Genomic DNA, 16,557 nt, shown 5'->3' with positions numbered 1-16,557 from the left:
AAAAATATATTTTTCGGTTTTCATACTCATGTTTGCACTCATTATTTTTATGGAAGCAAGCAAGCCAAAACCTATCAATTGGTTTCCTAGTTATGCAACTAATCATAAGATTCCGTACGGAACTTTTGTGTTTACAGAAGAGTTTAAAAAACTATTTAAAGAAACAGAAATTAAAACGATTACCGAACCACCGTATCAATTTTTAAAAGATACTACTCAAAACGGAACCTATTTTTTTGTTGATGGTGCTTTAAATTTCGGAGAGGTTGAATTTGAAGAATTATTAAAATTTGTAGCACGTGGAAACGAAGTTTTTATGTCAACAAATGGCGCAAATATTGATACACTAAATCTAAAAACAAAACAATTAGCAACCAGCTTTTTTAAAGAAGAATCTTTTTATAAACTATTAAATAAGAACCTAGACACCACAGAATATATGTTCGACAGAAAAAATAGCAATATTGTTTTTTCTGAAATAGATACGTTAAAAACAACAGTTTTAGGAAAGCTAATTATTAAAGATTCTGATTCAATAAAAGGAGCAGAAGGCATCAATTTTATTAAATATAAACACGGAAGAGGACAGTTTTATTTTCATACATTTCCGTTAGCTTTCACTAATTACAGCATGTTAAAAGATGCAAATCATCAATACATTTCTTCGGTTTTATCTTATATTGATGAAAGCAAACCGATATTTTACGATGATTATTATAAAACAGGAAAATCAAAAATAACATCACCAATGCATTATATTTTAAGCTCAGATAATTTGCGTTGGGCGTATTATACAGCTTTAATTGGTGTGCTATTTTTTGTTGTTTTTAAAGGAAAAAGAACACAAAGAATTATTCCAGTTATAACATCATTAAAAAATCAAACAGTAGCTTTTACAAGAACTATTGCTATGATGTATTATCATAAATCAGAACATAAAAATATAGCAGAACATAAAATTAATTACTTCTTAGAATATATCAGAACTCAATTATATATTTCTACACAAACTATTGATGCTGAATTCTACAAAACTGTAGCATTAAGAAGTGGAAATGCGTTCGAAGATGTTCAAGATTTATTTAAAAACATAAACACAATACAACGTTTGAAAGTAATTTCTAAAGAGCAATTAATCGCATTAAATTCTCAAATAGAGCAATTTAAAAAACAAAGAGTATAATAAAAAACATCATATGGAAACACAATCAGAACAAAACCCAGAAGAAAACCAACAATTTTCTAGCAGAATAGATTTATCGAAGTTAAAAGAAGCTGTCGATAAAATTAAAGAGCAATTAGGAAAAGTAATTGTTGGTCAAGATGAATTTGTTGAGTTATTATTAGTTTCTTTATTAGCAGACGGACATGTTTTAATTGAAGGCGTTCCTGGAGTTGCAAAAACAATTACGGCAAAATTGCTTTCTAAAACGGTTCATACTGCGTTTAATAGAATTCAATTTACACCAGATTTAATGCCTTCGGATGTATTAGGAACTTCTGTTTTAAACATGAAAACGTCTGATTTTGAATTTAAAAAAGGACCCATTTTCTCGAACCTAGTATTGATTGATGAAATTAATAGAGCGCCTGCAAAAACACAAGCTGCTTTGTTTGAAGTAATGGAAGAAAAACAAATTACAATTGATGGAAATCAATATAAAATGAAAGCTCCATTTATGGTTTTGGCAACTCAAAACCCAATTGAGCAAGAAGGAACATACGCATTGCCAGAAGCACAATTAGATCGATTTTTATTTAAAATCAATGTTGGTTATCCAAATTTAGAAGAAGAAATTACAATCATTAATAATCACAATAATAGAAAAGGAACATCGGTAGAATCTGCAATAGAAGCGGTTTTAACAGAAGAAGAATTAATTCTATTTAGAGCAAATGTTCACGATATTATTGTAGAAGAAAAAATTGTAAAATACATCGCAGAAATTATTTTAAATACCAGAACACATCCGCATTTATTTTTAGGCGGATCGCCAAGAGCAAGTATTGCTGTTTTAATGGCTTCAAAGGCTTTTGCTGCAATAAACGGTAGAGATTTTGTGATTCCGGAAGATGTAAAGAAAAGTTTATTTCCTGTGCTTAGACACAGAGTTATGTTAACTCCAGAAAGAGAAATGGAAGGTTTTACAACAGATAAAGTGATAGAAATGATTATTCAAACCATAGAAGTTCCAAGATAATTTTGACAATCTTTAAACAACTACATATTCACAACAGGTTTTTTAGCTATATAGCAGTTCTTTCGGGAGTATTTTTACTTTCATATTGGATTTCTATTTTATTGGTTGTTGCATGGTTTTTGGCAATCACTTTTACAACAATTGCTCTTATTGATATTGTACTTTTATTTAGATTTAAAAATGGAATTACAGCAAATAGAGTAGTGCCAGAAAAATTTTCTAACTCTGATGAAAATAAAGTTTCTATCACATTAAATAATCAATATCCGTTTGCAATAAAATTAACAACTATTGATGAATTACCAATACAGTTTCAGAAACGAGATTTTGTTCATTTTAAAAGTTTAGAAAAACACGCAGCTGAAACTTTTGATTATACAGTAACACCTTTTGAAAGAGGCGAATACCATTTTGGAAGCTTAAATGTATTTGCTGCAACAGCATTATCATTTTTTTCTAGAAGATTTCGATTTGATGCAGATAAAATGGTCGCTGTGTATCCTTCTTATATTCAAATGAAAAAATACGAATTCTTAGCAATTAGCAATAAATTAAATGCAATTGGCTTAAAAAAAATAAGAAGAATCGGACATACTTTAGAGTTTGAACAAATTAAAAATTATGTTGTTGGAGATGATGTTAGAACGATAAACTGGAAAGCAACAGCGAAGAAAGGTGAGTTGATGTTGAATCAATATCAAGATGAAAAATCGCAACCAATATATTCTATTATTGATACTGGAAGAGTCATGAAAATGCCGTTTAATGAATTAAAATTATTAGACTATGCCATTAATGCAACTTTAGCTTTTTCTAATATTGCGTTGCTAAAAAATGATAAAGCTGGAATGTTAACGTTTTCAAAATCAGTAAATAACTTGGTTTTGGCAAGCAATAAAAAAACAAATTTATCAGTAATAAACGAAACGTTGTATAATATTAATACAGAATATTCAGATTCAGATTTTGGACTGTTATACGGAACCATTAAACGTAAAATTAATCAACGAAGTTTATTGATTTTATATACAAATTTTGAACATATTTCTTCTTTAAAAAGGCAATTGCCTTTTTTATTAGCCCTTTCAAAAAAGCATTTATTAATTACTGTATTTTTTGAGAATACAGAATTAGATGAATTAATTAAAAACAATGCAAATGATTTACAAGAAGTTTATCACAAGACCATTGCAGAAAAATTTTCTTACGATAAAAGGCTTATTGCTAAGGAGTTGGAAAGCAAAGGAGTAAATACTATTTTAACTAAACCAGAATTACTTTCTGTTAATGTTATTAATAAATATTTAGAGTTTAAATCTAAAGGATTGATATAAAAAAAACCAGCACAATTGTACTGGTTTTTGTTCAATAAAATTTAGTGTTTATTCTTTAATTCCTAATTTGGCTAAAACCAATTTAGTAATGTCATGATTTATGTCTAAATACGCAAAGTTATTACCAGATACAGTTAATATTTGTGTGTATCCTTTTTCTTTTGCAATTCCTTCAATAACTTCATTTACTTTTTGATATAAAGGACGCATAAAGTCGTTTCTTCTTAATTGCATCATGGTAGTTCCGTTTTGTTGAAACTGAGTAATCTCTTGTTTTAGTTTAGAAATTTCTGTAAATTTTATTTTTTTATCAGCTTCAGATAGCGTTTTAATATTATCATTAAATTCTTTTACAGAAGCATCGTGTTTTGTAATTTTTGATTTATTTATTGAATCTAATCTTGCACCATATTTACTAATACGATCTTGTACAGTTTTTAATTGTGGCATTTTTGCAATAATAAATTCTCTATCTACAGTTCCAACTTTTGTTTGTGCAGTTATGGTTAAGCAAACAAAAAAAGTAGCAATGATTAATGTAATTTTAGTTTTCATTTTTATAAGTTTTTGGCAAATATAAGAAAGCGAGTGCTTTCACCTAATTTATTAAGAGTTTTTAACAGCTTTAAAGCCTTTTTCTATCAATTTAATAATAGATGTAACTTCTGTTTTATAATTAAACCAAGCAATACTTTCGTCTTTTTTAAACCATGTTATTTGTCTTTTAGCAAAACGTCTCGTGTTTTTTTTGATTTCATCTATAGCAAACCCTTTAGTTATTGTACCGTCAAAAAAGGAAAATAATTCTCGATAGCCAACGGTTTGTAAAGCATTTAATTTTTTATTTGGATATAGTTTTTTAGCTTCATCTATCAATCCGTTAGCAATCATCATATCAACACGTTGATTAATTCTATCGTATATAATTTCTCTTTCTGCTGTTAAACCAATTTTTATCGATGTAAAATTCCTAGGAGTTTTTGGTTTATTTTTAAAACTCGAATACGTTTTACCAGAACCAATACAAATTTCTAATGCCCTTATAATTCTATGCGGATTATCAATTGCAATAGTTTTATAAGTTTCTAAGTCTAATTCTTTTAATTGTTGTTGTAAACTTTCTATTCCGTTTTTTGCTAAATTTTCGTTTAATTTTTTTCTAATTGATGGGTCTACATCAGGAAAATAATCCAATCCATTGATTACAGCATCAACATATAAACCGCTTCCGCCAACCATAATTACAACATTATTATTTAAAAAAAGTTCTGATATTTTTTTTAGAGCATCACGTTCAAACTCTCCAACATTATAGTTCTCAAAAATACTTCTATCTTGAATAAAGTAATGTTTTGCAGCGTTTAATTCTTCTTTAGTTGGAGCAGCAGTTCCGATTGTCATTTCTTTATAAAACTGACGAGAATCACAAGAAATAATTTCGGTATTAAAATAGTTTGCAAGCTGAATACTCAAAGCAGTTTTACCAATTGCAGTTGGGCCAACTATTGTAATTAAATAGGTATTGTTTAATGAAGACATTTAGTGAATTTTACTTCCACATTTGTAACAAAACTCTGCTTTATCTTTATGCTTATCAGCTAAGCAATTTGGACAAGATTGTGTGTTGGTATTAACACTGTCCATTTTAGTCATTTCTGAGCTTATAATTCCTGTAGGTATTGCAATAATTCCATAACCTAAAATCATAATAATACTTGCAATTAATTGTCCTAAAGGCGTTTGTGGAGTTATATCACCAAAACCAACTGTAGTTAACGTTACAATTGCCCAATATACACTTCTAGGAATGCTAGTATAACCATTTTCTTCACCTTCAATCATATACATAACGGTTCCTAAAATGGTACAAATAATAACAATAAAAAATATAAAAACAGCGATTTTTGCTTTACTTGCTCTTAATGCAACCAAAAGTCTATTTGAAGCACCAATATATCTTGCCAACTTTAAGATTCTAAATATTCTTAACAATCGCAAAGCTCTTAAGGCAATTAAGTTGTGTGAACCTATGAGTACAAATGAAAGATATTTAGGAATTGTAGATAATAAATCTATAATACCGTAAAAACTAAACACATATTTTAAAGGTTGTTTTATAGAAACTAAACGTAAAATATATTCAATTGTAAATAAGATGGTAATTACCCATTCAGAAATATTTAAAATATTATGATATTCAGTATCTATACTTGCAACACTTTCTAACATTACTAATATAACACTTGTAATAATTGCAATAAATAAAATTACATCAAAAATTTTTCCGCCTTTAGTGTCAGCTTCATAAATAATTTCATGAATTCGATGTTTCCAATAAGTTGTTGGTTTTTGGTTTCTCAAGTGTAAAAATATTTTTTGCTAATTTACTATAAAATATAATGATAAAAGCTCTAGTTTAATTTTAAACTAGAGCTTTTTTGTTTTTTTTACTATTATCTACTTATTCCTTTTTGACAAAAATAAAATCTCCACCTTCATCTCCAATTCCGTAAATAGTTCCATATTGCGGAGTATTCGGACTGTTGTTCATAACAGGTTCTTCTATTTTATCAAATAATTGACGAGCAGATAAATAATTATTTGGATTGTTTTGTAATCTATCTAAAAGGTATTTTAAAAACATACTTTTGTTAGGAACTGTTTTTAGAGTACCACTTGTAATTGCTTTTCTACTTGTTAACTCAAATTTCTTTTGAATAGATTTCGGAGATTTATCAAACGAACGTGTTTTAAAAATACTACCACTAAAACAAGCATCAGAAATTAATAATGTGTGTTTAGATCTAATCGATTTTAAGAAATCTACTACTTGAGAATTACTAATTAAATTTAGCTCGTATTCCATATCAGCATCAGAAGGTAACCAATGTCCAACCTGACTAACTTCATCATAAACTCCATGACCAGCGTAGAATACTAATAAGTTGTCTTTATCGGTAACTTTCTTTTTTAGTTTGCTAAATTCTTTAATAATATCATTTTCTGTCGGACTATTATTTAGGATAACTACATTTTGTTTTTTAAAGCTGTATTTGTTTATCAAAACATTTCCTAAGTCTTGAGCATCTTTTGTTGGTAATCCGCCTAAATCTGTAATTGCGCCATCACCATAATCACTAACTCCAATTAGTAATGCATAATATTCTCCGAAGCCTTTATTATCATTATTTACAACAATAACATCATCATCTTTAACATCAACAACATCTGGAGATTTTCTTTTAATTGTAAATGTTTTGGTTGATGAAGCTTTCTTCATATCTGTAGCTTTTACAATTAAGTCATTTTCTCCATATTTTAAAGGAACATTTGCTGTAAATGTTCCATTTTCAGAAACACTTGCTTCAACACCATTAACTGTAATTTCAAAGATTCCATCTTTATCTGTTGCTTTACCACGTACTAAAATCGTTTTTGTTTTAACAATTTTAAATCCACGCTGAACAACTGGTTCAATAATTACAACTTCTGGAGGTGTATTAAAACTAGAAGATGGGTAAGTAACATTCAAATAGTCAACAGAAATTTCTTGTTGATTATAAACACTAAACCCAATATAATCTCCAAAAAATTTAGAATATGGAGCTTCATTTACATATTGATCATTGATATAAATTCTCAATAAATTATTGGTTTTTACAATTTTTATTTTATTTGGTTGATATGTTTGAGTGTTAAGAGTAGTAGTTTCTGTCCATGGAATTAATTTATTAGAAACATCATTTTCTAACTTTCTAAATAAATAGCTACCATCTTTAGATAAAAATAAATCAAACTCGTTTGTGTTATTTTGACGACCAAAAACAAAAGCTATAGAACCATTAGATGAACTGGTAAGTCTAGTTAACGATGTTTCTATTATAAAATCTCTACTAGTATCTATTCCAACTTTTTTACTTATAAAAGCACCACCTTTTTCGTTGTTACTTTTTACATAAAGCTTACCATTACTAATTCTGGTTTTTGCATTTGTATCATCAGATAAGTTCCATCCGTTTGTATTATTAGCAAAACTTTCGTTTAATGGAACAGTTAAAGTGTTAGAAGTTACAATAGTGTTTTTTGATTTTTTTAAATATTTAATTGTAATATAATCAACACTAATTTTTTGTTTGTTAAAAACAACATAACCTAATCGATGTCCAAAAAAGGCTTCAAAATCTGTCTGTGTAATAAAAGTATTATTGATATAAAATTTATATTGCCCACTTTCTTTTCTAATTTTTAGCGTATTAAACTCGCCGTTTCCTTTTTTAATTGCTGATGATAGTGTAAACTTTTTAATCAGTTCCTCTTTATCATCTACTACACGTGCAATTTTATAATAACCGTTTCCTGTAATATAAAAACGGAAGCTACTTTTACCTTCTTTTCCCCATTGCAATCCATATGAAATATTGTTAACTCCACTAGCTTTTTTAATTCTAGTTATAATTTCAAAATCTCTAGAAGTATCAATAGTTTTTGGGATGTTAACAGCCCAACCACTAGATTCATTTAAATGTTCAAAATTATAATAATTGTTTGCGACACTCATAATTGTATTGCCACTAGAATTTGTAGTTGGCCAATTATTATTGTTGTTTGTAAAATAATCTGAAAGTACATTTTCTCCATTAGCAACAACAACATTGTCATTATTGTCATTTTGATTTATATACTTGATATTTAAATCGTCGATTGCAACTTTTTGTTTATGATATACAACATAACCAAAACGATTGCCCATAAAGGGTTTATGCGTATATAAAGTTAAATACCTATCGTTTACATAAAATTTTATAAACCCTCTTTCTTTTTTTATTTTTAAGGTATTTACTGCATTATCTCCAGTATTTATATAAGAGGATTTAGTCCAATCTTTTAGAGCTGTATATTTACCGTCTATATATTGATCTATTGAATAGGAACCGTTAGATGTAATGGTAAAAACAAATTGATTATCGCCATCTTTTCTTCCAAAAACAAAACCAAAACCATTGTTATTAATACCACTAATTTTTGTGAATTTAGATTCAATTTCAAAATCTTTGTTGGTGTCAATATCAACAACTTGTGTACTTGTCCAACCACCTGAATCTCTTTTATGACTAAAATAATATTTGCCATTTCTAAGCTCAATTTCAGCACTTTCAGTTGATGATTCTGCCCAACCATTTTTATCTGAAGAAAAATCATCTTCCATAATTACACTACCGGTTGTTGTTGTGGTAGTAACATTGTTATTTACTGTAACATTACTTTGGTTTATGTATTTTATTTTTAAATCATTAATAGCAATTTTTTGATCATTGTAAACGATAAAACCAAAGCGATTACCTAGAAATGGTTTGTGCGTATATAATGTTAAATATCTATCATTTACATAAAACTTAATAAAGCCTCTTTCTTTTTTTATTTTTAAGGTATTGTAAGCATAATCACCAGTTTTTATATGTTCTGATTTTGTCCATTCTTTTAATGCAGTATATTTTCCATCTACATATTGATCTATAGAATAAGAACCATCTCCTGTAATTGTAAAAACAAATTGATTATTTCCATCTTTTCTACCAAAAACAAATCCATAACCGTTATTGTTAATTCCGCCAATCTTTAAAAAACGAGATTCAATTTCAAAATCTTTATTGTCATCAATATCAACAACTTTTGTACTAGACCAACCTCCAGAAGTTCTTTTGTGTTCAAAATAATATCTATTATTTTTTACTTCTAAAACTGCATCACTTGTAGACGATTCTGCCCAGTTACCTTTATTAGAAGTAAAATCGTCTTCTAAAATTATATTGCCATTTGTTGTAGTAGTGTTTACAATAGGGTTTGTACTAATTTGAGTAGCTTTAATGTAGTCTATCGCAATTTTTTGTTTATCAAAAATGTAAATTCCCAGCCTTTTACCAGTGAAAGCATTATAATTTTTACTTTCTAAAAAACTATCATTAATGTAAAATGACATTACATTACCAACTTTTTTTACTTTAAACCTGTTGGTTGCATTGGTTCCTGTATTAATAGCACTTGAAGTTTTCCATCCTTTATAGTTTACATATTCATCATTTCTTTTATCTGAAACTCTGTATTGATTGTTGCTCAAATAAAAATGAAAAGTATTTTTATCATCTTTATTACCAAACATAAAACCAAAAGCATGGTTTGCATTGTCAAAAGAAATTCTTTCTATGGATGTTTCTAGTTCAAAATCACCATTTAAATCAATTTCAAGTTCTGGAGTTCTTACATTCCAGTTTTTATCTTTTCTTTTATGTTCAAAATAATATTTTCCGTTTTTAACAATTAACTCTCTGGTAGTATTATTTCCTTCTGGCCAACCATTAGTACTAGAATATGTTTCGTTATAAATTACTTGTTGCGCATTTGCAATAAAAGTAAATGTTAAAAAAAAGAAAGCTAAGAATAAATGTTTAGTTTTCATGATGTTGTTTTTTATTGGTGATTCATTTCTATAAAAATAGGCACTACTTTAGCATTGCTATTTGATGATTTTGTTTCAAAAGCAATTTTGCCATCATTAAATTTAATGTCAGATCCATTATACATTTTGTTTTGTAATGCTTTTTTAACTCTAGAAACAAAATCTCCAGAACCAAATTTTGATGAACTTACAATTTTATCAATGTCTAATTTTTCTTTACTATATAAAACACAAAGTATATCTCTACCTGGATTAGAATCAAATTCTATAAAGTAATCTTCATTTGGTAATGCAATTTCACTATCTACATAATTAAAATAATCACTAAAGTTTTCGAAAGGATATAATTTATTTACAGATTTATCTGCAGATCCATATCCAATTAAATATACATAACCTCTTTGTTTACTTTTTAAGTAAATTCTAAACTGAGTTCCAGAAGTATAACTTTTTTCTATTCTATAAGTAGTTTCAGTTGCTTTTACAATGTTAAAATTTCTTGAAGCTCCTTTTGCTAAAATTGGAGTCATATTTTGACCGTTGCTTAATTTTAAAGTAAGTTCTCCTGCTAAAGTATTTGTATTGTTTGTAACAACTACATCGTCATTATCATCTGGAGATACAATTACTTTAGGTTTAGGACTTTTGTCTACTAAAACATAAGCAGTTTTTGTGTTGGTTTTAAAATCATCGTAACGTACCCAAATGTATCCGTTATTACCCCAGTTTGTGCCCCAAGAATTTAATAATTCAAATGCTCCACCATATTTATCATCATCATAACCAACAACAACCATTGCATGTCCGCCTGGTTTACTTGTATGAACTCCGTTCCAAGCACCTTTTGCTTTAAAGAATGTAGAAGAAACTTGCATTCCAATTACTACTGGATTTTTATTTGCGATTGCTTTTTTTACTTTTCCAACCAAATTATAAGGATTATCCCATTTTGCTAATCTTTCATAAGTTAAAATTGTGTTTTGCTTTGCTTTTTGTAAACCATAAGTAGATGGACTTTTAACACAGTTTGTTTGATCGTAAGTAAAATCTTTTAATTCTAAAACTCCGTAAATATTTAGTAATTTCATTGCATCAGCAATATAAGATCCACGTTTACAATCATTATCTCCTTTAAATTTAATTAAGTTGTAAACAAATGCTGGCGAAAACGTGTTTTGATTGATTTTTGCAGTATTATTTGCCCAACCATTTTTAACTGCATTTGCAATTGTTCTTGCTCCGTAACCACTTGCCCAGCCAACACATGATGGTTGACGACCTTGGTTTCCTGGAGTTGGAGAATAAGATTTGATACTGTAACTTCTCGGAACAGAAGTTACACTTCTAGTAATTAACGGAACTGTTTCAGTTACTTCTTCGTATTTCTGTTGACTAAATTCTAATCCTGTTACAAATTCTTGTGCATAAAATGTTGTACTTAGAAATAGTAGTAATACAATAAATGAAAACTTTTTCATGATGTTTGTTTTTAGGTTATTGTACAAAAATGGGGGATATGCGTAAAAAAAACAATACGCAGTTTTTCGTATATTTTATAAAAATAAATAAAAATGATTAAAATTTTAGAAAAATGATAAGAAATAACTTACTTTTTTTCTAAAGTAATTATAGTAGATTGTGCTTTTACTATTTGATTAAAGAACTCTTTTAAAGCAAAATACTCTACGTTTGTATATTCTACCTTGTTGAGTTGAAATTTATAATAGATGGTAATTTTAGAATTTATTTTTTTTATGTTAAAAATAAAGCTCCCGCCATTATTTGGTAAAGAAAATGCTCTACTTTTAGGCAATTCTCCAATGGTATAATTTTCAGGTAAACTTATACTTGCTCTGTATGTGTAGTTTCGTTTATAACCAAAGTTAACTGGATATAAACGTTCTGTTAGTTGAAACGGATTTGATTGTGTTTTTTCATGAAAAAACGGATTGAAATAAATTTTATCTTGTAAACCATCATTTGTAGTTTCAAAATTAAAATTAAAGGTTTGCGATATTTGATTACTCTTTCTATCTAAACCAGAAATTTTATAATCATTTACTTCTAAATTATTATCAGATTCGTATTTTTCTAAATAACTTTCTTCGCTAGAAGAATTTAGTTCAGATTTTAAAGTATAGGCTTCATAACCAGTATTAATAACTCTTAACAGTCCTTTAATTTCTCCAATATCTGTAATGGTTACACTTAAGTCTATTTTTTCATTTGAATCAATATTTGGACTTAATGCTTTCCAATAACTACCTTCTTTAAAATCCATAACTCGTACATCACCGTTTAATGTAGAAAACGGAGTAAGACCAAAAGTTAATCGTTTGTTTGTAGCATCTAAAAAATATTCTTTATCAGCAATTTTTAAAAGCACAATCACATAATTAAAATCTGTAATTACAGGATAAACTTTTGTAGGTAAACCATTATTTCTGGTTGATAACAAGGCTATTTTAACATCTAAATCTGCCGATTTTAAGGCATTAAATAATGAAATGTTTATATCTGCAAGTGTGCCATTTTTATCGTTAAAAGATCTTTTGGTATCAATTTTATTGTAAGAAAAACTTTTACCGTTATTGGTATAATGATTCTGAATAAAGTAATAAATGTTTTTAGCTTTTGTTAAGGCATTACTTTCAGTAATTATTTCTTTTGGTAAATTCTTTTTAAAGAAATTAGATTTTCTTAGTTCTGAGCCAAAATATTCTCCAGATTTAAATTTTTTATCTGTCGATTTCCAAGTATCTGTATATCTAATTTTACTTCCGCTTGCATTTGTAAACGTTTCTAACTCAAAAGTAACCCTAGAAATAAAATTCTTTTTGCTTGTCATAAAACCTTCTTCTTTAAAAGCAGGTATATGATTCATTCCTAAAGATAAAACTGTACAACCTCCTTGCGTTAACCCTGGAATATTTACACATCTTTTGATAACAGACGGATTGTTTTTATTTAATTTTAAAAATCCTTTTAAACCAACATTATACATGTAATTTCCGAGAATTGCAGATTCATATTCACTTTTTATTTTAGGAATATCTGACTGAAAATACCAATCGTCTAATTGTTGAAAATATGGAGTTGTATAAGTATATGAATACTCAATTACAGAACCAACTTTAATATCAGGAAGTGTAAAAGATAAAGTTGTCCAATTTTCAGTTTCCTTATTTTCAAAAATGTCTTTATCTAATAAATGTTTTTTCTGAATAGAATTTGCTACAATATTATAAGTAATTGCTTTGACATCATCAATAGATTCTTTTTTATAAAATGGAACTTGAATAATTCCTTTTTTAAAACCTTCTTTTTTAAGTATTTTAATTCTGTAATAATAGGTTGTACTTAAATTGTGGTCTTTCGCAGGATTCATAAACGTATTTCCTTGCTCGTACAGAACAACAGCTACAGCGGTAGAATCTTTGTCATAAACGGTCATTTGTAATTCCTCTAAAGTTGCTTGACCCATTTTAGCTGACTTAGATTTTTGTGAAAAAGAGAATGTTGTTATAAATAGAATGCCAATGAGTAAAGTGATGTTTTTCATAAACTAATATCTTACAATTTTTAAAACAGATTTATTTTTTAAATAGTTTTTTATAATCGTTTTTGCCAACTTTTTATTTAAAATAGGAGTAAGCATTTCTTTTAAAATACTCATTTGATTTTCTTGAAATGCCAAATTAGTATAGCAATATCCTAAAACTTCGTTATTTTCTATTACAATTACTGAGTTTTCACCAACAGTTCTTCCTTTATCAATTAAGAGCATATTATCACTATTAAAGTTTTCTAAAGTAAGTCTTTTTTTACTTTTTAAATTATACTTTGGTTTGTTTAAGTCTAATTCTAAAAAATATTTTAAGCTGGTAAGTAATAGGTTTCCAGTAAGTTCGTAGCTTATTGATGTAGTTTTATTTTGAACCTTTACGCTTCGTTTTGTAGTTTTTATAAATTGATTTGTAAGATCGCTTTTTATGTTATTTCCTTTACCCATAAAAATAATTTCTCCATCATCTTTATGTAAATAATAAATGCCCATAATAGTTGGAATTTCTTCCACCAAACCAGTTAATTTTTCAGTAACTTTCTTACAATCAAAATGTTTAATTGTACTTTTTATTATGGTTTTATCAACATCTTTATCTAACAATAATTTAAAAAGCTGAATGGTTGCTAAGGCATCTCCAGAAGCCCTATGTCTATCGTTCATTGGTATTCCGAGCGATTTACATAATTTACCTAAACTGTAAGAAGGTTTATCTGGAATTAATTTTCTACTTAACTCAACCGAACACAACGTGTCTCTTTTAAATTGATATCCTAAACGCTTGTATTCTGTTTTTAAAATTCGATAATCAAAACTAGAATTATGAGCAACAATAATACAATCCTCTGTAATTTCTAATATTCGTTTTGCTACTTCGTGAAATTTTGGAGCATTTCGCAGCATTTTATTGTTGATTCCAGTAAGTTGAACCACAAAAGGCTGAATATCTTTTTCTGGATTTACCAGCGTAATAAGTTGATCTATAACTTTATGTCCGTCAAATTTATAGATTGCAATTTCGGTAATTCCTTCTTCGTTAAATTTCCCTCCGGTAGTTTCAATATCTAAAATTGCGTACAAATTATTTTTCTTTTATGTAAAATTAAGCAATATAATTTCTTGCACCAAAAATAGCACTTCCAACTCTAACCATATTACTGCCATTTTTTATTGCTAATTGATAATCACCACTCATTCCCATTGATAAAACTGTAAGTGTAGAATGTTGTGCTTTAAGTGTGTCAAAAAAGTTTTTTAATGCTGTAAACTCTTCGGTTAATTGTTCTTGGTTGTCAGTAAATGTTGCCATTCCCATTAAACCAACAATTTTAATGTTTTCTAATTCTAATACTTCTTCGGATGAAATAATTCCTTCAATATCTAAAAAAGACAACCCAAATTTAGTTTCTTCTTTTGCAATTTTAGCTTGCAATAAACAATTGATAATTCTATTGTGTTTTTTTGCTTGTTTGTTAATTTCTTTCAAAGTTTTAAAACTATCTACACCATGAATTAAATCAACAAAATGCGCCATGTATTTTACCTTATTTCGCTGTAAATGTCCAATCATGTGCCATTGAATATCTTTAGGTAATTCATCATATTTGGCAGCCATTTCTTGAATTTTATTCTCACCAAAAACTCGCTGACCAGCGTTGTAAGCTTCTAAAATATCTGAATTCGATTTTGTTTTAGAAACAGCAACTAAAGTTACCTTTTCTGGTAAACTTTCTTTTATTTGAAATAGATTTTTTGCAATCATAATTAAAACTCATAAATAGTTAATGCGCTTCTTAATTTTGGTTCAATATACGTAGTTTTTGGAGGCATTAACAAGTCTGCATCAACGATATTTTTAAGTTCTTCGATAGTTGTTGGTAACATCCCGAAAGAAACTTTAAAATCACCAGCATCTACTTTCGTCTTTAATTCTAAACTATCAGATTTATTTTGAGAATAAATAATTTTAGAATCATTTCTAATATCTAAAATTCCTAAAATAGGTTTTAATATTGTTTGGTATAAAATTTCAGCATCTAGTTCGCTAAGAGTATCAGTAAACTTATAAATAGTCTTCCTTAAATATAATGCATAAAAATCACCATTTAAATACATACTAAAATGATGTTTTTCTTTTGGTTTGTATAATTCTTGTCCACGATTTTCAATTCTAAAATACGTATCTAATTCAATTAAAAATTCATCTGGTGTTAATCCGTTTAAATCCTTAATAAAGCGATTAAATTCATAAATACTAAGTTGACTTTCAGGCAATAGATAACTCATAAAAAAGTTATAATCTTCGTTACCAGTATGCTTTGGATTTTCTTTTGCTAAGTTTTCTGCCAATAAACACGAGGATGTAGATCGATGATGACCATCAGCAATATATAAAGTATCTACTTTTTTAAAAGCTTCAGTAATTTTATCAATATCTTTCTGATTATTTACAATCCAAAGTAAATGAGCATCTTTATCTGTTGTAGAAAATTCATATTCTGCTCTAGTTTTTTGATATTTTTTAATGATGTTCTCAATTACATCATTATCTGGATAGGTTAGGAGTACAGGTTCTGCATTAAAGCCTGTATTTTTTAAATAATTTTCAAATAACAATTCACGTTCTTGCAAAGTGCCTTCGTGTTTTTTGATGATATTATTATTGTAATCATCTACAGCAGTTGCAGCAATAATTCCACAAAAAGAATTTGTTGTAGTTGTTTTCTGATAAATATAAAAAGCGGGAGTTTCGTCTTGAGTAAAAACACGATTCTCTTTGAATTCTAAATACCTATTGTGTACTAATTTAAAACGTAAATCTCCACTTACATCTTGTTTATGATACTTATATCCAGGATTTATAACATGTAAAAATGTATATGGGTTAAAAGCCAATTTGGCATTTAACATATCTGGAGTATAAATTTCGCGTGATTTTGTAGAAACTAACGCAACTTTATCTCTTGTTGCTCTAACTGCCTTAAAAGGTTTTAGAATTGCCAT

General features: G+C 27.9%; 12 protein-coding genes. 3 read left to right on the top strand and 9 right to left on the bottom strand.

Annotated elements, in window-relative coordinates; all coding sequences use genetic code 11:
• Nucleotides 1–49 precede the first annotated feature (49 nt).
• From ABDX67_RS10845 to ABDX67_RS10835, 3 genes are read left to right on the top strand one after another with little or no spacing between them, the layout of a single operon-like run.
• Nucleotides 50–1,183: a DUF4350 domain-containing protein gene (locus ABDX67_RS10845; protein ID WP_347175049.1), complete on the top strand. Its 1,134-nt coding sequence runs from the start codon at nt 50–52 to the stop codon at nt 1,181–1,183.
• Between the two features lie 13 nt (nt 1,184–1,196).
• The gene (locus ABDX67_RS10840; protein WP_347175048.1) at nt 1,197–2,201 is read left to right on the top strand and encodes an AAA family ATPase; all 1,005 of its coding nucleotides are present in this window, start codon (nt 1,197–1,199) and stop codon (nt 2,199–2,201) included.
• 2 nt (nt 2,202–2,203) lie between these two features.
• Nucleotides 2,204–3,535, top strand: a complete 1,332-nt coding sequence (locus tag ABDX67_RS10835; RefSeq protein WP_347175047.1) for a DUF58 domain-containing protein — start codon at nt 2,204–2,206, stop codon at nt 3,533–3,535.
• A 48-nt stretch (nt 3,536–3,583) separates the two neighbouring features.
• On the opposite strand, the gene ABDX67_RS10830 is transcribed toward ABDX67_RS10835, so the two are convergent.
• From ABDX67_RS10830 to ABDX67_RS10790, 9 genes are all read right to left on the bottom strand, one after another.
• Nucleotides 3,584–4,090, bottom strand: coding sequence for an OmpH/Skp family outer membrane protein (locus ABDX67_RS10830; RefSeq protein WP_347175046.1), 507 nt, complete (start codon nt 4,088–4,090; stop codon nt 3,584–3,586).
• Between the two features lie 51 nt (nt 4,091–4,141).
• A complete protein-coding gene (miaA, locus tag ABDX67_RS10825) occupies nt 4,142–5,074 on the bottom strand; it encodes a tRNA (adenosine(37)-N6)-dimethylallyltransferase MiaA (protein WP_347175045.1) in 933 nt (310 codons plus the stop codon).
• Nucleotides 5,075–5,896, bottom strand: coding sequence for an ion transporter (locus tag ABDX67_RS10820; protein ID WP_347175044.1), 822 nt, complete (start codon nt 5,894–5,896; stop codon nt 5,075–5,077).
• 100 nt (nt 5,897–5,996) lie between these two features.
• Nucleotides 5,997–9,989: a caspase family protein gene (locus tag ABDX67_RS10815; RefSeq protein WP_347175043.1), complete on the bottom strand. Its 3,993-nt coding sequence runs from the start codon at nt 9,987–9,989 to the stop codon at nt 5,997–5,999.
• An 11-nt stretch (nt 9,990–10,000) separates the two neighbouring features.
• Nucleotides 10,001–11,467 (bottom strand): C1 family peptidase, encoded by a 1,467-nt coding sequence (locus ABDX67_RS10810; RefSeq protein ID WP_347175042.1) that lies wholly within the window; start codon nt 11,465–11,467, stop codon nt 10,001–10,003.
• 128 nt (nt 11,468–11,595) lie between these two features.
• Entirely contained in the window at nt 11,596–13,551 is a 1,956-nt protein-coding gene (locus tag ABDX67_RS10805) for a DUF3857 domain-containing protein (protein ID WP_347175041.1), read from the bottom strand.
• A 3-nt stretch (nt 13,552–13,554) separates the two neighbouring features.
• The gene (locus tag ABDX67_RS10800) at nt 13,555–14,634 is read right to left on the bottom strand and encodes a 3'-5' exonuclease (RefSeq protein ID WP_347175040.1); all 1,080 of its coding nucleotides are present in this window, start codon (nt 14,632–14,634) and stop codon (nt 13,555–13,557) included.
• 22 nt (nt 14,635–14,656) lie between these two features.
• Complete coding sequence (locus tag ABDX67_RS10795; RefSeq protein ID WP_347175039.1) at nt 14,657–15,316, bottom strand: YggS family pyridoxal phosphate-dependent enzyme; 660 nt, start codon at nt 15,314–15,316, stop codon at nt 14,657–14,659.
• Between the two features lie 2 nt (nt 15,317–15,318).
• Nucleotides 15,319–16,557: a DUF1015 domain-containing protein gene (locus tag ABDX67_RS10790; protein ID WP_347175038.1), complete on the bottom strand. Its 1,239-nt coding sequence runs from the start codon at nt 16,555–16,557 to the stop codon at nt 15,319–15,321.

Source organism: Polaribacter uvawellassae, from assembly GCF_039748955.1.
Classification (GTDB): Bacteria; Bacteroidota; Bacteroidia; order Flavobacteriales; family Flavobacteriaceae; genus Polaribacter; species Polaribacter uvawellassae.
Note: the sequence above shows the minus strand (reverse complement) of the source record. Positions and strands in the feature narration are given on the sequence as shown.

Bases quoted from the DNA above. Each gene is read 5' to 3' on its own strand.
- miaA (WP_347175045.1), bottom strand. From the start codon at position 5,074: ATGTCTTCATTAAACAATACCTATTTAATTACAATAGTTGGCCCAACT.
- ABDX67_RS10840 (WP_347175048.1), top strand. From the start codon at position 1,197: ATGGAAACACAATCAGAACAAAACCCAGAAGAAAACCAACAATTTTCT.
- ABDX67_RS10815 (WP_347175043.1), bottom strand. From the start codon at position 9,989: ATGAAAACTAAACATTTATTCTTAGCTTTCTTTTTTTTAACATTTACT.
- ABDX67_RS10845 (WP_347175049.1), top strand. From the start codon at position 50: ATGGAAGCAAGCAAGCCAAAACCTATCAATTGGTTTCCTAGTTATGCA.
- ABDX67_RS10795 (WP_347175039.1), bottom strand. From the start codon at position 15,316: ATGATTGCAAAAAATCTATTTCAAATAAAAGAAAGTTTACCAGAAAAG.
- ABDX67_RS10805 (WP_347175041.1), bottom strand. From the start codon at position 13,551: ATGAAAAACATCACTTTACTCATTGGCATTCTATTTATAACAACATTC.
- ABDX67_RS10810 (WP_347175042.1), bottom strand. From the start codon at position 11,467: ATGAAAAAGTTTTCATTTATTGTATTACTACTATTTCTAAGTACAACA.
- ABDX67_RS10830 (WP_347175046.1), bottom strand. From the start codon at position 4,090: ATGAAAACTAAAATTACATTAATCATTGCTACTTTTTTTGTTTGCTTA.
- ABDX67_RS10790 (WP_347175038.1), bottom strand. From the start codon at position 16,557: ATGGCAATTCTAAAACCTTTTAAGGCAGTTAGAGCAACAAGAGATAAA.